The following is a 21,112-nucleotide window of genomic DNA, read 5'->3' on the forward strand; positions in this document are numbered from 1 at the left end:
GCCAAAATCAGCATGCTGATTTTGGCTTTTTGTTAGGTAAAGAATTTATTGGTCCTTTTTTAGTCTTTTTAGGTGTTTATAGAGACCGAAGGCACGATCCAGTTGCATGGATTCGATAGGACGTTTGCCCTTGATGTAGAGATTTCCATTGGTCGCATTCATCAACCCTGTTTTAGAAATGGCATAGCCGGTGATCATGCCACTATAAAGGAACTTTTTCAGTTCCTTAACATCTAAAACTCTGCTTGAAGGTTCAAGAATACCAAATTCCGCTTCATAGATATCCACAAGTCTTTTAAACTTATAGGCCGTTTTTATGGGCATATCACCGATAGTTCCTTTTGAATAATAATGATAAAGATTCTGTGGGCTTAAGTTTGCAGAGGCTACCTCTTGACCGTTGGGCGAGTAAGGTTGTGATTTAATGAATGTATTGAGCTTGCCAATATCGATGTGGTAGTCGCTATCATTTTCCTTAGGAACAGGGAAATCGTCCCTATCAATAATCTCCCTTCGTCTAATTGTAGCCAACAATTCATAAGGCTCAACTCTAAGTCTTTTAGAAAATTTTTCCAAAGTATCAAGCGAAACCGTTCCTCTTTGATTGATCAGGTCATAGTTGGTTTGAGCCATACCAGATGAGACTACAAATGCTGTCATACGTTCTCTGACTTCTCCCTCATCCATATCTTCCGTGATTTCCAGCTTCTTGCGAACGTTGTGCCACAAGTTTTGGGTGACCTGATCAGGATCTCTTGGAAACTCAAAAACCTCATGCTGATTGTCTCGAGCTAAGAGCTTCCCAAGTGTAATGTTTTTCCCAGTCACCTTGGCCAGACCGTTAGTAATGGTCACAATCTTTGGGATATTTCCCTTAGGCTTGTTCATAAAGAGCATCCGAAGGCTTCCTGACGGAATCTCCGTGGCTTCTGAGAGCTCTCTGTAACTCTTTTTGTCTTTCCAAAATTCCCCCATTCGAGCTTTTTCTGCATTTTCCCAGAAAAGCTCCTTAAGGGGTTTGGGGGCATTCAGCTCATCCGAAAATAGTCGTTTTGACATCATTGTCTCCCTCTAAAATTGCTGTTTAAAAATTAGTCCAAATCTATTATCTCATATTTTTAATAAAAATCAAATCATTTCCTAATCAATAATCATTACAATCGGCTATTCGTTTAGAGTTTTTCTTGGGTTAATTGAGTACAACAACTCCTCTCGTACTTAAACGAGGGGAGTTGTTTTACTAATAATTCCAGTTGACCAAGAGATAAATGAGGCTTGAGCCAAACATATCCGCTAAAGCATGGGCTAAGAAGAATGGAAGGAGGTTTTTAACCTTGTATTTATAAAGAAAATAATAGAATAGACCAAAGACCACACCGATAACCAGAGCCCATAGCATGCCCTGATAGGTATGGAAGGACACACGGACAATGGTTGAAAAGACCAAGACCCACCATTTATACTTGTCCTTTACTGAGGTCAAGAGCCCTAAGAAGAAAAATTCCTCGTAGAAACCGTTGAGTAGTGCATAGGCAATAGCCATAGGCGATAAGGCCATAAACTTATCAATCACAGCCATAGGGCTAATAAAGGCTAGAACCTGAGGACTAAAGTAATTATACTGACCTGACAAAGTGCTCACCATATCGGCAAATAAGCCCATGATAGCAAAAATAAAAGGTACCCAAAAGAGAACAGACCACTTTAGGCGTATAGGTAATTGTTTAAAGTCAAAATGACGTATCCAGAGATATATAATCGCTAAGGTTAGGAGAATAATCTGCAAGGTGAAATTACTTGAATAGCCTGCTCCTTCACTGGCTGTATTTGTTGATGTCTCACTGATTGCGGTAGAAAGGCTTGGAGACAAACTGGCCAAATACATTTGTGTCGAACGAACAATAAACTGACCAAACATAATCAGCGTAACAATACCGATATCAAACCATCTCAGTTCCTTGAGCGGCTGGTCAGGATGAATTTTCTTAAGTAAAGACATGGGCCTTCCCTTCCTTCTAGCATCTTCATCGAAGACTCGTTTATTATTTAAGGTTATTATAAGTCATAATCCTTAAAGTAACACTAAAATTTGCAGTAAAATTAGTAGTTCGCTTAAGGAAAGAAAAAAGCAAGGGAAAGCATGTTTCCTTTGCTTCAATTTAATTATTAATCGTTCTTTTTGACGACGCTCACAAGTACAATAAGTTGGAATACTGCTAAAACAAGTAAAACCCTAAACCCATTTCGACTTCCTTGTGCTGTTGCTTGCGCAAAGTCAATCTTGTTATTAGCTTGACTCATAGCAACAATTAGAGAGGCTAGGGTTGTTCCCACTGCTCCTGCAAATTGTTGGAGGGTGTTAAAGATGGCATTGGCATCAGCACGTTCATCAAGTGACAATTGTTTCTGTCCATTGGTCATGACATTACCAAAGGCAACGCCAAGCCCCGTCATGAAAATCATGTAAAATACTAGGATCAAAGTATTGGAAAGAGAGAGACCAAACAAGCTAAATAACAACTGAGCAAGCACGATAAGGATTGCCCCAATCAAAATTGGTTTACGAGCTCCCATCTTATCTAAAATGATACCCGAAAACGGAGCAAATCCCGCACCAATGATAGCTCCTGGGAGGAGCATCAAGGCTGCAAGAGTGGTATTAGAGTGGTTAACCAACTGCACATAGTTTGGCAAGAGGAAACTCATCGCAAGGGAACCCAATTGGAAAGAAAAGAAAGCGATGATATGACCTGTCAGTTTACGATTTTTCAAAATAGAGAGATTGATGATAGGATTTTCTAATGTTGTAGAACGCCAAATCAAAATGACAAGACCTAAGATTCCAATCAAAAGCCAACCTAAGACTGAGAAGCTGAAGAAGGCATGTTCAGCAACCCCATGAAGGCCTAAAATCAATCCCAAGAAAAGAAAGATGGTAGCCACTAGACTGAGGATATCCAAAGATTCACGTTTAACCTCACTCTTTTGCTCAATGGACCGAAGCCCTGCAATCAGTGAAGCCAAGAGAATAGGAAACTGAATGAGGAAGATAGAACGCCAACCAAAATGCGCTGTCAAAAGTCCACCAACAGTTGGTCCAATCGCCGGTGCAACTGCTGTAATCAGTGTCCCAACTCCCATCATGAGACCAATCTTACGACTTGGCACCTGCTCCAAAATGATGTTAAACATGAGAGGTAGGGCAAAACCAACCCCCATCCCTTGAACCAATCGTCCCAAAACAACAAAGCTAAAACTAGGCGCTATAAAGTCAATGAGAACACCTAAGATAGACAAAAGGTTTGCGACCAGAAAGATGGTTTTCATCTTAAAGGAACGCTTGAGATAGGCAGATAAGGGAACCGCGCAAGCAACGACTAATAGATAAATGGTTGTAACCCACTGTACTGTTGACGTATTAACCGAAAATGCCTTCATCAATACAGGAAAGGTGATGTTCATAGCTGTTTCACCAGCCACTCCACAAAAAGAAAGGATTCCTGTTGCAAAGATGGCACACAGGATCTTGGTGGAGATTTTTTCGTCTGACATAAGTATTTGCTCCTCCTAGATAAACTTAAATATTACGGTAGTGTTGTAAGATTTTGAGAAAGACTTCTCTCTCTTTAGCTGAAAATTGCTGGGCAAACTCTTCTTCCTCTTTTCGAAGATAAGATTGACAGGCAGAAGCGATACTGAGAGCTTTATCCGTGAGAACAACCGCCTTTTGCCTTGCATCTTTTGAAGATGTGTGGCGTTCAATCAGGCCTTTCTTCTCCATTCGCTGTAAGAGCACTGTCGTTGTCGAACGCTGAATCTCAAATTCGTGCTCAATGTCCCGTTGAAAGACTTCTTGATCCGCATGATTGGTTATAAAATCAATGACAGCCATCTGATTTCCAGTCAAATCATATTGCCTAGCAAACTGGTCAAAATGACGCATCATATTATTATTGGCTTGTTTTAACAAGCGTCCAAAATGGTCCAAAAAATGACTCCTTAACTATATTGTTAGCTAACTAGCAGTATAGAAGAATTATTAGCTCAAGTCAATAGATTCTTTCAAAAAATAGAAAACTCAAGGACCTAGAATCCTTGAGTTGCTATATTTAGTCTTTCTTTACAGGAATTTCCTTAATCACACGCGCCGGATTTCCACCTAGAACCACATTGTCACCGAAGGACTTGGTCACAACGGCTCCTGCTCCAGCAACTACATTATCCCCTAAGGTCACTCCTGGAAGGATGATCACGCCTCCACCGGCCCAGAAATTATCACCGATCGTAATTGGAGCACCATATTCAATGCCTGAATTACGCTCTGTTGGATCAAGCGGATGCAAGGGGGTCAAAAACTGACAATTGGGGCCAATCATGGCATTGTCACCAATCGTGATAGGACAGACGTCTAGCATAGTCAAGTTCCAGTTAGAATAAAAATTTTCACCGATATGGATATTAACACCATAATCCGTAACAAACTGAGGATTCATGGCAAGATTTTCACCAGTCGAACCAAACCAAGATTTGACAATTTCAGCTCTCTTGAGACGGTCAGTTTCGGCATTGAAGGCCCATTGTTTTTCTCTTGAGCTAGCTGCTAGAGCACGTAACTCAGGGTCGCTAGGTTTATAAAACTCACCCGCAATCATTTTTTCATATTCTGTCGGCATGGCATACTCCTTTTATGATTGTTTTCCTATATTGTAGTATAGAAGTGATGTTACCACAAGAGAACAGATATAAACTAGCTAAATATCTCAACTTAAAAAATATTACTAAATATAAATTGTAACCATAGCTCCATTATTTTCATTAGAAAGTTTCAGTTCCCAATCATGAAGTTCTACGACTCTTTTTACAAAAGATAACCCTATTCCAAAATGGTGATTTTGAGAGTCGTTTCCTGACTGATTATCTTGGTAAAAGAGCGATCCTACATTATCAATCATATTAGCTGAGAACCTTGAGCCATCATTCCAAACCGATAAAACAATCTTATTTTGCTCAGATGATAATTTTATAACTATCTTTGGCATCATTGATTGACTATAGGACATTGCATTATTCACTAGATTAGTAATTGCTCTTAAGAATAATACTAAGTCAATATGAATAGTAGTATCAGATGGGGTTTCATTCAATACATTTAAAACACAAGTCCCAGTTGTCAGAGGAGTTAATTCTCTAATCAAACATAACGCAAGCTGCTCCGAAGTAATATGCTCTTTATTGATATTATCTTTATAAAATGTTTTTGAATATTGAATAAATTGATTAAAATAATTATCTAGTTGTTGACTTGAAGATTCGATATCTAACAAGCATTGAGTTAACTCAGGAGACACATCAAATGTTTGAAGATACTCAGCATTACCTGAAATTATTGTTAGAGGTGTCTTTAAATCATGTGCTGCGGAAGACACTCTGAACATTAGCTCTTGCTTTTGTTTTTTCTCTTTTTCAAGCATCTTTTGAATTTTATCCTGCATCTTCATAATATGTTCTTTTGTCTCAATAAATTCAAATAACCTTAGTGGCTTAGAGTATTTGTTATTGTCTGAATATAAGCTTTGTTCATATACTGTCTTCATCTCTCTCTGAATTTCATATAGAAGTTTTTGTACATTTCTTACAATTATAACAACTAAAATGACACAAAGATAAATCCACGAGCTAACACTAAAAAACATAGTAAAGCTATTCACATTGTTAGCATTAATTCCTTCAACCGCTGTAAATAGGGCAGGAATAATGTAGAAAAAACAAATGCATAACAAAAATTGAAAAATAATTTTCAAATAAGTTGCTCTTATCAACTGCTTTAATGTTATTGATTTTGCCATTTATATCCCCCACCCCAAAGAGTTTTGATTGGATCAATACCATAAGGTTTCAATTTTTGTCGAATCTGATAGATATACTCTGTAATACTTCGGTACTGAACTTCTGAACTTTGAGGGTACAAATATTCATAAAGCTCCTCTACACTAAAGATTTTAGTTTGATAGGTAAACAACAAATATAATAAATCGAATTCCCTTCTCGAAAGAGAAATACTATTACCGTCTACTATTAATTCCTTTCCTACCCTATCAAATTGAAGTAAACCACTAGTCTCAGTATCTCCGACAGAAAGTAGCCTTTTATCTCTTCTAATATGCATTTTGACTCTTGCAACCAACTCCTTCATACCGAATGGTTTGGTAATAAAATCATCTGCACCTATTCCAATAGCTTCAACAATATCTTCTTCAAGGTTTTTAGCAGTTATAAAAATTATGGGTGTTTAAATCTGACTTCTGATACTACTACAAATATCAATACCACTCACTGGCATCATTATATCCAGTAAAATCAAATCAAATCCTATGAAGTCACATAGGTTAATATCTTCAACAGAATTTCTAGTTTCAACTACATAGGAGTTTTTCTCCAGAATATTCTTAATCAATCTTAAAATTTTTAAATCATCGTCAATAACTAGAATTTTTGACTTTACCATTTTTTCCCTCGTACGTTTTGAATATATTGTAACATAATTAAAAATCGAAAATACATTTCAAAATTAGCATATAATTGATAATTCAATAAATTGAGTTTCTACCAAATCTCAATAATGCTCATTTTTAAGTAACAGAATATGTGCTCCAAAGTCTTGTATCTATTTTTCAGTCAATCTATCTAAATTCGATGTTGTCTCATCTAAAAAACAATCTTTATTTGGCTTACTTTAAAAATTCCTTTCTAATAAGGCAATAACTCGTAAAGAATAATCCAAAAAGCCAAATTATAAATACAATAAAACGCATTATAGAATAGTTTGTATGTATTAGCTGAAAAACTAAATCATATATTATTACACTTGAAGCTATTGGTAAAACCCTATCTATAAAAGGCAACACGAGTATAGGAAATAATAGCAAAATTGCAAGTGCAATCATTGAATTACCGCATAAAAAGGAAAAAGAGTAACCCGCTAAAAAGTATACAACTGAACCAAACAAGTAATAATAAAAATTTACTTCACTATGAATACCCTGACTAAACATCATTACTATTAAACCTGCTAATACTGACTGTGTTAAACATTCTAGTAGATCTATTAATAATATGTATAATGCTGCCTTCACCCTACTTCCGTTGTTCAGGTAAACTTGCTTATAACTTTGTGTCCTCAATTCTACACTTGCATTTAAAACTCCATTCCCTAAAAAAGAGAACGATATTATAGTTAATAAAACAGAACTGTTAAAAGTGATAGAATCTTCATTAACTTCGAATTTTAGATATCTTAATAAACTTATTATAATAACAAATACTAACTGAAATAATAAATAAACCTGTATAGGTAATAAACTATACTTTTTATATAATAAGCTATGCAATTGGCTTTTCATTCTTCTTCCCCCATTTTATTTTTTCTAAATAAAATAAACAAATCGTAGTAAGGAAAGTTTCAAATAATAGAAGAATCGCTCCATATAATTGAGTTGTCTGACCGGCTTCGACCCTACCAAAAGCAAAAGACTTAGCTCCAATTAAAGGTAATAAATTGTCTAAAATAGGAGAAATTGCCTTAAGTATGCCTGATAAAGAGAAAACTAACAATAAAACTATCACAATCAAAGAAGGAATTGATCTTTTTGTTATTTTTACAAGTAATAGAGAGAGTAAATTAAGTGTAATTGTAAAAGCTCCTAGTCTAGTGAAAACATCAAGCATTAAGCCTATAGACAGAATACTTTGTAACTTACTAACTAACATGAATTTTAGAAGTAATGCATTTAATAAAAACAACGTAAAGGTCGTCATTATTGAAATAACAATTATACTAAATATCTGTGAAAACAACCTTATTTTCCAGTTAGCACAAATTAGTGATGAAAACTCATCCTCACCAAATTGATAATCAGTTGCTAGAATTAATGCTGATAATATAGGCAAAAATAACACGGTTGCCTGATAAGGAGATGATAAAATAGCATCTCTCACCGTTCTATAGGGAGTTTCAATTATATTTGGATCAATATTTACTGAGTTGGCAGCACCAGTGTGTAGTGCATTAATGACTTGAATATTTTGATAGGTAAAAAACAAACTAACTACAACTAAGATAAAAAATCCCATTTTAAATAAAGTTAGATGGCTATATTTATATAAATACCCCTTTATAACTTGACTTAACATTTTATACTACTCCTCTCATGTACAGAGCTAAAATAGGCGTTTTCAAAACTATCATATTGCTTCAATACTTGCTCACGTTTGTCATTTAGAACAACATGACCATTTGAAATACCTACAACTCTATCTACGGTTAATTCAAGTTCGCTCATATAATGGCTAGTTAATAGTACTGTTTTTCCTTGTTTCACAAAGTCTTTGAGAAACTCTCTTAACCAACGGATTCCCTCTGGGTCCAACCCATTAATAGGTTCGTCTAAAATCAAAATATCTGGGTCTGCAAGTATTGCTGTTGCCAAGCCTAATCTTTGCTTCATTCCTAAAGAATAATCTTTGATTTTCTTCTTACCAACATCTTTTAATCCAACAATTTCTAAACATTCAGTACAACGTTGCTTACTTAGTCCACAAGAAAGTGCAATCCATCTTAATTGCTCATAACCAGTTCTACTTGGATAAGGTTGATAACTATCTAAAAAAGTTCCTACTATTGAGATTGGCTCAGCTCCTAACTCACTATATGTTGTTCCTAAAATAGTTGCCTTTCCACTATCAGCTGACTCCAACCCTAATAGTATTTTTATTAGGGTTGATTTCCCAGAACCATTAGGTCCGATCAAACCAGTAATTTCACCTTTATTAGCTTGAAAAGTTATATTTGATAATACAACTTTGTCATCATATGTTTTATTTAAATTAGTAATATTAATCATTTTGCTTTCCTTTGACGAATAGAACCTTTTGAAATTTCATAAATTAATGCTTTCACCAATAGGCTTACTATCAAGCTCCACCCATGCATATGCATTAAAAGGGGAAGTTTTAAAATCTGAAACCCAATCTGGAGAATGTCTTGTTATAGTGAAGGTACCTTTCACTATAATTGTAGTTTATCAATATCTTTTCGGAAAAAAATCAGAGTTAATAGGTTTACATATTTTTAATAAAAAAATGTTCTGAGATAGTCTTTAAACATCTTATTTTAGATAAGAAACAATCCACAAAAAAATCCCAAGTGCTCTATGCAACTTGAGATTTTCTTTGGCGTTATAATTTCTGTAGTGGTTAAAACTACTGTAGAGGTTATAGAGCTTCTGAATGTACACAAAAAGTCCCATAAGAACTGTAACGAAAAGCGACCAAACCATCATTAGGAAGAACTCATGAGACTTATTAAGAATACCACAGAATTAATCGGGATTACAGATCCAAATATCATTGTTTCACTCGTTTTGAAACTGATACTCACATTGAGATTCAAGCAAAACTCCCATACAAAAGCAAGTAAAGTCTTTATTCTACTTAATTATATATCGATAGTCTCACCTACAGCTAAAACCTTATAGCCTGCTGCTTCAACTTCTTTTTTAGTTGTCTTGTAATGACTATAATCATCTATATGAATGGGATAAATCCTTTTAGGTTGAAGGAGATCTTTCATTCGATTTAACATCTTCAAGTCCATGGTAAATGGTCCACCGAATGAACCTGATTTTACAGCGCCTAAATTAGCAAATATAGCATCTATATTTTGAGGAACATTTTTTGTTAAACCTGGGTACAAAACAGTATCACCGGTAAAATAAATGACTTTAGTTTCTGACGAACTTGTAATTGATATTTGATAACCATTCACTTTACCAACAATCTTTCGTATGATGTAGTTGCTGGCATGATAAGCCGGTAGTGCTTTAATGGTGATACAATAGTCAGCGACTTGAAATGATTGTTCTTCTCCCCATTTTAAAACACTATTATTTAAGCATGACACGCCATTTAAGATTTTCTTATTAGGAGAAATGACTGTTTTACTCTTCAAATAATCTTTCCCTACATCATCCAAATGATCTTGATGCCCATGAGTAATTAGCCATACATCAACTTTACTAAGAAGAGACTTATCCTTATGAACATCAGTTTGTTTCTCGGAGACAAATCCTTTAAACTGAACTGATGTTCCTTTAGGAGACAAGTCAGGATCAATTCCAATATGAAATTGATTATCAATGGAAATGACGCCACATGCAACGCCACAATAAGTAAACGAAATAGACATAGTACCTCTTTTTATAACGACCATGAATTGAAAAACCAGTCATTAACAATAATGGAATGAGCATTTAAGTGCACAGCTCTTGTAACTAGATTATAGTTTTTATCATCACTTTTATCAATACCAGCGTATGTTCGATACCTTCTTTTACATTTATAATGCTAAGTTTCCACAAATCTCAGTTAGGTAATCAACAAAAAAATCCCAAGTGCTCTATGCAACTTGAGATTTTCTTTCTGTCTGGGCATACCTGAGTCATTCAGGTCTTTATATTATTTGTCTTTTTGATCTTTGTGATCTTTTTTATTTTTCTTCTTACGTCCGTTGCGACCAAGTCCTAGGCCTGTTACCGATACGGTGAAGCCTGCGATATTGATGGTTTCTTCAATCTTACCTTTGCTTGCTTCTTCCTCATTTGAGAGATTAATTGGCATCTTGTGTTTAGAGCCTTTACCCTCAGCTTGACTTGAAACAGGTGCTTCAAAGTCATCGCCTGGTCCATAAGTTACTGGTCCCTCATGAGATTCCACTTGTTCTTCGACTTGGTCGAGAACTTCTAGGTCTTGAACCTCTTCAACAACGATATCGTCTGCCTTGTTTTCTTTAGGTTTACCATTGATATCACCTGTAAGCGGGATATAAACAACGGTTTCTTCAAGGTTACGTTGACCAACGGTCTTACCTTCAACCTTATCCTTATCAGCGCTGTAGCCTTCTACTTCTGGTGTGATGACTGTTTCAAACTGACCTTTATTTGAAGTCCAGTAGCTTGAACCAAGCTCTTCACCTGTAACCTTATCAATGGTCAAACTACGTGTCCATTGAGCGGTTTGGATGTTATTAGCAGGAAGTTCTGCTTGTCCATCGCTAGATGTGTAGAGAACTGTGAAGGTTACATCTTTGATATAGCTTTCACGTTCTGGCCATTTAGCACCATCAGGATTTGCTGGGTTAATTGGTGTACCAGCTTCTTGGATGTTATCTGGACCTACTTGAACGGTACCATGACGAAGGGTAACCATGAAGTTTTGGTCAACATGTGAATCACCATCAAAGATAACACCGTTTGTGAAGCCATCTGCAAGGAGGGTATAACCACGATCGCTATAGTACTTGATACGTTCGATTGTTGAGTATTCAATCACTTCGCCTGATTTACCAAGCAAGTCGACCACTTCAAGTTTCTTACGAGTTGTACCGTCAACATAAGTGACTGTAGCTTTCTGAGCATCCTTGAGGTAAGTAACCACTTCCATGATTTCAGGAGTTTCCACAGAAACCTCTGTCATTTCAGCGACTTCCATACGGTCTGGTGTAAATCCGACAACCTCTGGTGAAGGAACCGCTGAGAAGCCAGCTTGAGTACTTGACCATGCTTCATAATTGATAGCGCCTGTCACAAGGTTAACATTAGCCAAACGTTTGAAATCAAGAACTTCAACGTAGTCGTCGCTAGCCAAACCACCTTCTTCGAAGACATACTGGATGGTACGTGTCACATCGGCACGGTTTTCAAGCATCTCTACGCTATTTGGCCAAACTGGGCTATTCACATCATTTGGATCTACGACTTCACCTGCAACTGGTGCTGGCATATCTGGGTCGATAAGAACCAAACGTTCACGAAGAACCACTTCGAAGACTTGGTCAAAGTCAGAGTCACCATTGTAAGTGTGGTCAAAGGCTTCTTCATAACCATCGTTGACAAGTTCATAACCTTGTTTGAGCAAGTTTGCGATTTGTTCATCAGTAGAGTAGTCAATCTTCTCACCTGAGCTTCCGACAACAACATCACGAGTCAATTCTGACTTATCAAGCTCATTCATGTAAAGGATAATAGCTTTTTGCTCATCCTTAGCATAAACCACGTTGGTATCTTGACCTGGGTGCTCTGGAGTAATAAAGGCCTTTTCAGAAATGTAACCAAGAACATCTGGAACAACTGTTTCCATAGCCATGGTTGGATCTTCAGGATCGTTGTTGTAGCTTGGAGTAGGTGCATTTTCAATAGGTGTACCATACTCATCTACTGGAATAATCTTACCAAGCTCTGTGTAAGTTACTGTATCTTCCACTTCTGGAAGGTCTGGGCGAACTTCAAGACCACCAGCTTGACGTTTATCCGCATAGAAGCCATCTACAACTGGAACTTCTACAACATCGTAAGTGAAGCTGTCTTGATCCCAAGTGCTTGTTTGTTCCACTTGGTTAAATTTACCGTGGAAGCTGAAGCTATCTTGGATGTTGATAACTGGATCTTTGTAGCCTGCACCTTGGAAGGTAACCGTTTGTTTCGTATCTTGCGTGATATCATCCAAGATTGGCTCGTAAACCAAGGTTTGGTCCATGCTGAGGTCAATTGGCAATACCAATTCACTTTCAGCTTGGTAGCCAGCAACTTGTGGTGCTGGTGTCTCAATAACTTGCGTAGCATCTTGAGGATCATTAGCATAATGAACTGGCTCTGCATCTGCGATTGGATTACCAAAGCTATCAACAGGGATAATCTTACCAAGCTTTTTATAGGCAACACTATCTGTTGCTTCGGGTTTATCAGGGGTAACAACCTGCATACCAGCCACTGCCTTGTCCGCAAAGTAACCTTCGATAACTGGAACATTAACCTTAGCGAAAGTATAGCTGTCTTGATCCCATGTGTAAGTGTCTTCTGCTTGGTTGTACTTACCAGTGAAGCTGAAGTCAGACTGAATATTAACAGACGGTGTTGCTTCGCCAGCTCCTTTGAAGAAGACAGTTTGCAAGGTTGGTTGCGTTACATCTTCAAGGATTGGAGCGTACTCAACAAGAATATCGTCTGTCAAGCTCTCAGGCATGACACTTTGTTGCATTGGACGGTAACCCGGAATGTGAGGAACAAGAGTCTCACTAACCTTAGTTGGGTTATTAGCATCGTTGTTGAAGGTTGGCGTTGGCACGTTTGGAATCAAACGTCCATTCGCATCAATAGGAATGATCTTACCAAGTGGAACGTAGGTAACGGTTTCTTCTATATTATCCTCAGTAACATCTCTACCCTTAACCTCTACTCTATCCGCAAAATAGCCTAAAACTACTGGTGCATAGATATCATAATACTTGGTTTTGTTTGGAGACCACTCTGTCTCATCAACAAGCTCACCTGTAACCTTGTCGAAGGTAAGAGTACGCACCCAATAAGCCTTTTGCACATCTGCATTTGGCAAATCAGCATTGCCATCTGTACTTCTGTAAAAGACTGTGAAGCTTACTTCTTTTTCGTAAGCATACTTAGATGGCCATTTAGGTCCATCTGGATTATTAGGATTGATTGGAGTATCTGGGACTTGTTCATTTTCAGGTCCCACCTTGGCAACATCGTGTTGCAAGAGGACGAACCACTCTTGATCATCAATATCTTTATCATCAAAAATAGCGTCTTTAGGGAATTCGTCCTGAATCAAGTCATATCCCATGTCCTTGAAAGTCTTGATACGTGTTGCTGTTCCGTATTCAATCGCTTCACCCAATTCACCGGTCAACTGGTCACTAACCAAGTAAGCACCGGTAGTTTCATCAATATAAGTGATGCTGGCTTTCTTAAAAATTTTACGATACACAACCGGAGTGTCCGCTCCTGGTTTGTTCGGTACTACACTTTTAATATCTGTCATATAATCTTGAACAGCTGGTGTTGCTGTCTCACCCGCCTTTCGTGGATCTTTTTTGTTATTGTTATACTGCTTAGTCAAAGCACCTGGAATATATTCCCCATCTTCTGTCACAGGGATAATGCGTCCCAATTTCCTATAGGTCACATGTTCCGTTACCGTTGGCACATAGGGCGTGACAACGTTAAAACCCGCTTCCTTTTGGTCAGCGAAATAGCCCTGGACAACTGGTACCGATATCTTAGGATAGGTATAACTGTCCTTGTCCCATTCGATTAAACCAGTCTTCCTATCCCTAGTCCCTGTGAAGACATGGTTTTCCATGACTTCAGGATCTGGAGTTTGCGAATCCGCTCCTTGAAAGATAATCTCCTGCTTGGATGGAATCCTCACGGTTTCCGATTGAGCATGATTATCAAAGAGAACTTCGTCAGCTCTGGCAAAATCTAATGGAGAGGGGGCACCGTGGTCAGAGCGACTTTTTGGGTTAGTCAATAAATTAGAAAGATCTATAGTATCAACTAAATCAGAGTCCGCTGATTTACGTGCAATATGCTCTTCAGCAGTTCTTGCTGCTGCTTCAGTCGCATCTTCCCTATAGGCTCTCAAAAATACTCCCCCTTTCTTCTTTTTATGAGAAATAAAATCCTTTACTTGCTAAGTTCTCATGGAAATCTTTTCTATTAAGATTTCATTTTCCCTCAGAGAAGCTAACAAGCTCTTATCAAAGATTAAAATTTTTGATATCTCTTATATATACTATAATACGAGAATCGAATTTTTACAAGTAAGGTGTAAGAACTTTAATCATTTTAACCCCTAAGTAAAAAAATAGCGCTTTAATGTGCAATATCTATCAAGTAGTTTATGAAAGTGACATCAAAATGAGATTAGCCCGATAACTTAAATGATGACTCTTTAATGGAGTTTTCTCTCCCTAAAGACACTCTCATAAGAAATACACTATAAACTATCACAACTACTTCTCATCTTTGAATGGCTAGAGCCTTACTGTATTTGTTAAAGAAATGGCCTATTAGGAATGACACAGGCCAAGCCTGCGACTAGTCCTCGACTAGGGATGCCAATAAATAACTGGTATTACTCCTAGTATAGATTGACTTTGACGCTTCGTCAATAGATTGGAACCATTTAATGAAAATCCCTAATTTTAAAGCTTTCTCGTATTAAATTGTGCATTAATAATAGTCATTGGGATTAGGCTATTTTGCTGTCATTCTGGGCACCAAATAGTCATAGGTATTTCACAACTCAGCCAAGAAAAGGGTTAAATGACTATTCACAGTCCACATCTCAGTCTTTACGGAAACCCAGTTATGCCATAAAAACCGAGACTACTGTCTCGGTTCATACAGTTTGGAAACGATTAGATTTGTCCTCGGCCTTGAGCGTCAAAGTAAACCCACCATCCTGGACTCACTTCAACCCAACGGTTAACAGCCATCTCACCTGAATTTGGATCATAGTAACGAACAACGCCGTTCACACGAACCAAATGACCTTTGATTTGCTTACCATTGTTATCAAAGAGGAGGTTTTGACCATTGATAGTAACCATGCCTTTGACAGCATTACCATTACCATCGAAGTAATACCAGCTACCATCGATTTCATGGAATTGATTACGGTAAAGCTCACCTGAGTTTACATCATAGTAACGAAGGTTGCCATCAACATTAGCCAAAGCACCTTTCACTTGACGACCATTTTGATCAAAGTAGAGGTTTTGACCATTGATATTTTGTGAACCTTTTACGGCTGCTCCATCATTATTGAAGTAAGCCCAAACACCTGGTTCAATTTCAGCAAAACGGTTGCGAGCCATTTCACCTGAGTTTGCATCATAGTAACGGATTGTTCCATTCTCGTTAACAGTACGCCCTTTAACTTGGACACCATTATTATCGAAGAAGAGCTCTTGACCATTAATGTTTTGGTGGCCTGTTACACGTCTACCATTACCATCATAGTAAGCCCAAACATTGTTACCAATTTGAACAAATTGATTGCGACCTGATGTATTGTTGTTATTGTTGTTATTGTTGTTATCTGGTTTTGGATCTTGTTTGCCGTTAGCATTCAAGACACCGTTTTCATCATAGTAGAAGACTTGACCTCTACGGTTTTGACGGTAACCATCACGCAATTGCACCCCATTAGCGAGGAAGAAGTATTGTTTACCATCGATAGTCTTTTCACCGATTGCCATACGGCCTGTATTATCAAAGTAGTAGACATTTCCGTCATTATCTTTGATGAAGGCATTCTTAGCACGTTTGCCATCGTTATAACGATAGTAAACACTGCCCCAGCTCTTCTCGAACTTACCACTACCATCACCGTTTTGGTTGTTGTTAGTTGATTGGTTGCTTCCGACTACTTTTGGAAGGCTAACTTTACCACCATTTGTACCGTAGTAGCCACTTAGGCCATTCTTAAGCACGTACTCTGAACCACGGTCAAGAATGTTAGTACCATTCATGTACTTCGCAGACCACTTCGTAATCTTCTCGTCAGTAGTCATGCGTTTACCGTTAGAGATTTGAACACGGTCAAAGATTTGTGGGTAAAGACGTTTCAATTCATCAAGGAAGGCACCACCATATTTACCTTGGTAGTCATTACCAAAGGTACGTGTCTTAGCAGCATAGAGGCTATGATTGATGATTGCGCCGTCTTTAGTTTCACCATAGTTATTAACACGAGTTGCAGTGACCACTTCATCGCCCGGAAGGTTGTAGATTTGGTCTGGAACCCAGTCAGCAATCGCTGAGATACCTACAGCGTGGAGCGATTTAAGAGCTGCTTTCAAGTCAGCCAATGAACCGTACTTGTTGTCCTTACTCATACCAATATCATAACGGTCTGTAAAGGCATAACCATTTTGGATGACTGAGTCAAGGAAGCTACCGTCATCACTTGAAACGTATTGTGGGGCAAATTCGAATGATGTAATACCCCATGATTTGAAGAGACTAGCATTTTCAGCAATCTTCTTATTAGTGTATTGTGATGGATTTTGAACGAAGTCTTGGAAGTTAGAGAAACCTTCGTAGATAACTTGTGAATCAAGGGCAGCATTTGATTCGTAGACCAAACCACTGCTGTTTTTCTCTTTACTTGGTGCTACACGCACATCTTGAGTTTCAGAAGCTCCTACTGGCACCCAAACAGCAAGGTAACCATCAACTTGAGGATTACGGATACCACGGATTTCGTTTGCATTAAATGTCAAATTACCATTACCATCAGTATATTTGACAATGCCGTTAGCATCGCTATCATTCAAGTAAGTAGCCACACCATCGTTTGTTGTCAAAAGCAATGGACGATAAGCTTGGTTACGGTGAGCCGCACCCATGTTAATCGTCAAATTGCTTGTCAAACGAAGGGCAGGTTGGTTTGAAACAATAACTGCCATACCTTGGTTACGTGTTTCAGCTGTACCAGTATCAGAAGCACTGTTAGCACCTGTACCATAACGTACAGAAGTCAAGACTCCTGCAGCATCCCAACCATTAGTATTACCATAACCGATGTAGTTAACCTTCATATCTTGACCACCGGCTGCATAGCGGATACGACCTTTCAAGAGGGTTTCAATAGCATCATAATATGGTGATTTTTTAGCCATATATTGACCATCATCTGTGTACATGTCTCCATAGTAAACACGTGGCACAGTGTCCTTATGCGTAAGCATCAAGGCATATGCTGATGGGATGTTATATTGTGTGTATTGCTTGTTAGCACTACGCATGTCTCTGTTGTAGATTTCAAAGGCTTTCTTCATTTCATCAAGAGTGAAGGTATTCCCTGTTGATTGAGGGTTGATTTCATTTTTGATGATTTGACCAATGATTGATTGTACCTCTGAATCGTGGGCACGAACAAATGAGTAGTTAGCCATACGTTTAGAGTTTTTACCACTTTCAGAACGGTCATTTAAACTATTTGAAATGAGTGGTTCAACTCCTGAACGGTTACCAATTGGACGCAAGAGTGAATATACCAATGCCAAGTGCATAGGGTCATCCATTGGCAATTGAGCACCTTTGGTGTCTTCATTGTAGTAGGCATCATTGTGAGACCATGCTTCCAAGATAGACAAGTGCTTAATAGCTTGTTCTTGGCTTTGATCAGAACCATACTTAGCTTTGAAGTAATCTGAAGCAATTTGGAGAAGGTCAGCATTGACATTATCCACGGCATCGACACGAACACCATCAAAGTTTTCATCTTCAGAACCACCAGTGATAGTACCGATGTTCATGATGTAGTGGAGCCAGTTCAACTGCTCAGCTTGAACCGCTGGGTTTGAGTTGTCGATATCATTAGCCAACAAGAACTCGAAACCACCGTTACTTGTATCCTTAGTATACTTAGGATTGTGTTTACCTGTTTGGCTAGTTGGTGTGCGGTTCAAGAGACGATAGTCAGAGTTAGCATGACTTGTACGACTATCGTTGTTATAGAGAAGGGCACCACCTTGCAAGTGGTCACTATTATCAAGATTTTCAGAAGTTGAATTCCAACCTGGTTGGGTCTTCACGAAATTTTTGATAGTTGTACGCAACCAGTCAGTGTTACCTTCACGCGCAATACGTTCTTCAATACGTTTTTGAACTTCAAGCGCTGCTTGGTCCATTTGGGTTTGTGAGCTGAATGACGTATAGGTCTGATTGGTACCGAGACCTTGCTCCTTCATGTAGTTGAGGTAGCTCGCTTGGATAGCCTTGCTTGGCCACCAAACTGTAAGCAATGGACGTTTGTCATTTTCAGTTGAAGCAGTCCACTCTTTACCATCTTTCAAGATTTCTTTTGGACGGTACCATGTGTTGGCAGTGAAGTAACCATCAACAAGTTCGATATCTTTATCAGTTGTACCATAAAAGGCATTTTTATCACCATTTACAGTAACGTTTGTGTTTGTGCTATCAGCTGATGAACCTGTTCCACCGTTCTTGTCGAAACGGTATTCTTTTTGGTTAGACAATTCACCAGTTTCAGCGTTGAAGTATTGGCTTCCGCCGTTACGTTCAAGGACATAGTTCTTACGAATAGTGCCGTCATCTTCAACGTAGTATTGTTTTCCATCAATTGTTTTGATGTGACTTGGACCATCAGTTACGACAGTGTTAGTTGCTGGAAGGTCGTTGTTTACTACTGTGACAGTATTATTAGCATTGTTAGTATTGCCGTTAACTGGGGTAGCACGACGGCCTCCTGTAGGACCACGTCGAGCACCAGTCGCACGACGTTCACGTGTCGCTGCGCGATCAGTAACTGTTGTTGTGTCAGTTGTAGTATTGTTATTTGTTGTATCAACAGCTGTATCATTAGTTGCTGTTGTATCTGTTGTAGTTGCCGCACGATCAGTACCGACAGTCGATGCCGTATCAACAGCATTCGCTGCAACTGTATTTGTTGTATCAGTTGTCAAATCGAAAGTTGCTGTTGGAGCTGCTTGGTCAGTTGCGACATCATTTGTCGCTGCAACTGCTGTAGTTGGATCCTGAGCAGCCGTTGTATCGTTAGATACAGTACCCGTATCAACAGTAATATCGGGGATGGCTACAGTAGCATCCGTGTGTTCGTCGGCCTGAACGACACCGTCGTTAGTTCCTAAAGAAACCGCTGAGACTGCACCGAGTGACATCCCTGTAACTGCGATGGTTACCCATTGTTTCTTAACTTTGTGCATTTTATAATGTACTTTTTTGTCCATAATAAAAAGACTCCTTTTTCCCATTTATAGCTTCATTCTAAATCATTGAAAGCTTTTTTTCAATAAGATTCGATAAATTTTCATAATTTTTAGAAAAGTCCTTTTATTGTTTTAATAACATTAGTTTTAAATGAGTGTTTAGAATTATAAACATGCTCATTTTAGTTCGTTAAGAAACAGATAACTGACACTCTATGGCTATTTAGAATGATTATTGATAAGACCTCCTTTTAATGGGATTACAAGGAAATCTAATGAAAATTCACAAAATCCTTAAGGTACTTCTCTCAAAGCGACAAAAAATACCATCCTTACCAAACCATTAGGTCTGTCAAGATAGTGTCTTTTTTAGACTATCTTCTCATACAAAATCTAAATTCTAACTATCTAAGCCATTCATTACTTACTGAGGTGTCAAAGGGTCAAGTTTGGTCACTCTAGTGCTAATTAAAAATACTCTTTTCCATCAAAAACGAAGGGAACAGAAACTAGATTATAGAGCGACAAATCATCATAACAAATAGTTCAAATACCTATCTACCCTGCTGAAAACAAGGAAAAAGGAGTATAATAAAGGTGAAAAGAGTTAAACTATTTAGAAACAAATAGAGGGGTAGGTGAGAAAGATGTCAGTACAACATACAAACTTCAACACAAGCCAAGATAAGGGTCAGACTGGTCAAGAGGTCAATAATCAAGAGCTCATTAAGAAGAACTCTCCAGACAACAGGCTTGCTTCTATTCTCCTTGCAGTCGCCTTTTATTTAGCTATCGTTTATCTTGCCTTATTTTTGCTCTTAGGACTGTCAAATCCTTGGGGAATAGTTATAATGATTTTCCTAGCACCTAGTTTGATTAGTTTTATCATTGCAACTATCTTAACAGGAATAGGACGTAAAAAAGGGAATAAAAACTTTCTATACACCAGTATTATTTTTTACCTAGTTTCAATTTTTTTGGCCTATGACCCTGACTGGGGAGTTTTTCGAGTTGTACCGATTCTGTTAACTATTCTCGTAACAGTGGGAACAGTCATGTATAAACAAGATAATGAGCAAGACAACAAATAAGGGAACATGTTCAAGTGGTCTCGTATTTTTATGTAGTCATTAGTATTTCAAAAGGTCAGTTCCATTTTGAAACTACGACAACATCTCCAAATCAAAAAACACCTCCTAGCTAGAATGGTTATCTAACATGAAGGTGTTTTTTATTGTGCTTATCTGAGCATTGTAAAGACTTTTACAATCCTGAAATACGAATAGTCTTCGTCCTATTCTTCATTTTTCCTACGTTTGGCAAGAAATCCAAGACCAGTTGCAGTTGCCAAGGCACCCAAGGCCATACCTAATGATGAGTCTTCCTCACCAGTCTTAGGAAGCGCTTGGCTACCATGTTTGTGCATAGGATCCTTCACTTCAGAAGTTGATTCTGAAATACTTGTTGAAATACTTGTGCTTTCAGAGGCACTCAAGA

The 21,112-nt window shown here is 38.0% G+C and carries 14 protein-coding genes and 1 pseudogene; 1 reads left to right on the forward strand and 14 read right to left on the reverse strand.

The window, feature by feature from the left end; translation table 11 throughout:
• Window positions 1-45 precede the first annotated feature (45 nt).
• The 13 genes and pseudogenes from HMPREF3112_RS06185 to HMPREF3112_RS06245 all read right to left on the reverse strand — a co-directional run bounded on the left by HMPREF3112_RS06185 (window position 46) and on the right by HMPREF3112_RS06245 (window position 19,636).
• Window positions 46-1,059 carry a hypothetical protein gene (locus HMPREF3112_RS06185; protein ID WP_070438696.1) on the reverse strand — a complete coding sequence of 338 codons (1,014 nt, stop codon included), beginning with the start codon at window positions 1,057-1,059 and terminating at the stop codon, window positions 46-48.
• A 181-nt stretch (window positions 1,060-1,240) separates the two neighbouring features.
• Window positions 1,241-1,999: a CPBP family intramembrane glutamic endopeptidase gene (locus HMPREF3112_RS06190; RefSeq protein WP_070438699.1), complete on the reverse strand. Its 759-nt coding sequence runs from the start codon at window positions 1,997-1,999 to the stop codon at window positions 1,241-1,243.
• 167 nt (window positions 2,000-2,166) lie between these two features.
• Window positions 2,167-3,552, reverse strand: coding sequence for an MFS transporter (locus HMPREF3112_RS06195; RefSeq protein ID WP_070438702.1), 1,386 nt, complete (start codon window positions 3,550-3,552; stop codon window positions 2,167-2,169).
• 25 nt (window positions 3,553-3,577) lie between these two features.
• Complete coding sequence (locus HMPREF3112_RS06200; protein WP_002883563.1) at window positions 3,578-3,988, reverse strand: MarR family winged helix-turn-helix transcriptional regulator; 411 nt, start codon at window positions 3,986-3,988, stop codon at window positions 3,578-3,580.
• A 121-nt stretch (window positions 3,989-4,109) separates the two neighbouring features.
• Window positions 4,110-4,673 carry a sugar O-acetyltransferase gene (locus HMPREF3112_RS06205; protein ID WP_070438705.1) on the reverse strand — a complete coding sequence of 188 codons (564 nt, stop codon included), beginning with the start codon at window positions 4,671-4,673 and terminating at the stop codon, window positions 4,110-4,112.
• 105 nt (window positions 4,674-4,778) lie between these two features.
• Window positions 4,779-5,846 (reverse strand): sensor histidine kinase, encoded by a 1,068-nt coding sequence (locus tag HMPREF3112_RS06210; protein WP_070438708.1) that lies wholly within the window; start codon window positions 5,844-5,846, stop codon window positions 4,779-4,781.
• A pseudogene (locus HMPREF3112_RS06215) lies at window positions 5,831-6,505 on the reverse strand (response regulator transcription factor). Before HMPREF3112_RS06215 ends, HMPREF3112_RS06210 begins: the two are co-directional and overlap by 16 nt.
• A gap of 223 nt (window positions 6,506-6,728) precedes the next feature.
• The gene (locus HMPREF3112_RS06220) at window positions 6,729-7,400 is read right to left on the reverse strand and encodes a hypothetical protein (protein WP_002891342.1); all 672 of its coding nucleotides are present in this window, start codon (window positions 7,398-7,400) and stop codon (window positions 6,729-6,731) included.
• Window positions 7,381-8,190, reverse strand: a complete 810-nt coding sequence (locus HMPREF3112_RS06225; RefSeq protein ID WP_070438710.1) for a hypothetical protein — start codon at window positions 8,188-8,190, stop codon at window positions 7,381-7,383. Before HMPREF3112_RS06225 ends, HMPREF3112_RS06220 begins: the two co-directional genes overlap by 20 nt.
• Entirely contained in the window at window positions 8,184-8,900 is a 717-nt protein-coding gene (locus HMPREF3112_RS06230; RefSeq protein ID WP_037600663.1) for an ABC transporter ATP-binding protein, read from the reverse strand. The genes HMPREF3112_RS06225 and HMPREF3112_RS06230 overlap by 7 nt, the downstream gene beginning before the upstream one ends.
• A gap of 593 nt (window positions 8,901-9,493) precedes the next feature.
• Window positions 9,494-10,243 (reverse strand): MBL fold metallo-hydrolase, encoded by a 750-nt coding sequence (locus HMPREF3112_RS06235; RefSeq protein WP_048674294.1) that lies wholly within the window; start codon window positions 10,241-10,243, stop codon window positions 9,494-9,496.
• A 269-nt stretch (window positions 10,244-10,512) separates the two neighbouring features.
• Window positions 10,513-14,496, reverse strand: a complete 3,984-nt coding sequence (locus HMPREF3112_RS06240) for a mucin-binding protein (RefSeq protein WP_070438713.1) — start codon at window positions 14,494-14,496, stop codon at window positions 10,513-10,515.
• A 778-nt stretch (window positions 14,497-15,274) separates the two neighbouring features.
• Window positions 15,275-19,636, reverse strand: coding sequence for a glycoside hydrolase family 70 protein (locus HMPREF3112_RS06245; RefSeq protein WP_070438716.1), 4,362 nt, complete (start codon window positions 19,634-19,636; stop codon window positions 15,275-15,277).
• A gap of 626 nt (window positions 19,637-20,262) precedes the next feature.
• Between HMPREF3112_RS06245 and HMPREF3112_RS06250 the strand changes: the two genes are divergently transcribed.
• On the forward strand, window positions 20,263-20,706 hold the full coding sequence (locus HMPREF3112_RS06250) for a hypothetical protein (protein WP_070438719.1): 444 nt from the start codon (window positions 20,263-20,265) through the stop codon (window positions 20,704-20,706).
• A gap of 203 nt (window positions 20,707-20,909) precedes the next feature.
• Here HMPREF3112_RS06250 and HMPREF3112_RS11685 read toward each other — a convergent pair.
• Window positions 20,910-21,112 (reverse strand): LPXTG cell wall anchor domain-containing protein (locus tag HMPREF3112_RS11685; protein WP_256262671.1); only part of this gene is annotated, 203 nt, incomplete at its 5' end.

Source organism: Streptococcus sp. HMSC10E12 (genome assembly GCF_001807855.1).
Classification (GTDB): domain Bacteria; phylum Bacillota; class Bacilli; order Lactobacillales; family Streptococcaceae; genus Streptococcus; species Streptococcus salivarius.

What these genes read in the sequence shown, in the direction of transcription:
- HMPREF3112_RS06185 (WP_070438696.1), bottom strand. Translation starts at nt 1,059, where the DNA reads ATGTCAAAACGACTATTTTCGGATGAGCTGAATGCCCCCAAACCCCTT.
- HMPREF3112_RS06190 (WP_070438699.1), bottom strand. Translation starts at nt 1,999, where the DNA reads ATGTCTTTACTTAAGAAAATTCATCCTGACCAGCCGCTCAAGGAACTG.
- HMPREF3112_RS06195 (WP_070438702.1), bottom strand. Translation starts at nt 3,552, where the DNA reads ATGTCAGACGAAAAAATCTCCACCAAGATCCTGTGTGCCATCTTTGCA.
- HMPREF3112_RS06205 (WP_070438705.1), bottom strand. Translation starts at nt 4,673, where the DNA reads ATGCCGACAGAATATGAAAAAATGATTGCGGGTGAGTTTTATAAACCT.
- HMPREF3112_RS06210 (WP_070438708.1), bottom strand. Translation starts at nt 5,846, where the DNA reads ATGGCAAAATCAATAACATTAAAGCAGTTGATAAGAGCAACTTATTTG.
- HMPREF3112_RS06220 (WP_002891342.1), bottom strand. Translation starts at nt 7,400, where the DNA reads ATGAAAAGCCAATTGCATAGCTTATTATATAAAAAGTATAGTTTATTA.
- HMPREF3112_RS06225 (WP_070438710.1), bottom strand. Translation starts at nt 8,190, where the DNA reads ATGTTAAGTCAAGTTATAAAGGGGTATTTATATAAATATAGCCATCTA.
- HMPREF3112_RS06230 (WP_037600663.1), bottom strand. Translation starts at nt 8,900, where the DNA reads ATGATTAATATTACTAATTTAAATAAAACATATGATGACAAAGTTGTA.
- HMPREF3112_RS06235 (WP_048674294.1), bottom strand. Translation starts at nt 10,243, where the DNA reads ATGTCTATTTCGTTTACTTATTGTGGCGTTGCATGTGGCGTCATTTCC.
- HMPREF3112_RS06245 (WP_070438716.1), bottom strand. Translation starts at nt 19,636, where the DNA reads ATGGACAAAAAAGTACATTATAAAATGCACAAAGTTAAGAAACAATGG.
- HMPREF3112_RS06250 (WP_070438719.1), top strand. Translation starts at nt 20,263, where the DNA reads ATGTCAGTACAACATACAAACTTCAACACAAGCCAAGATAAGGGTCAG.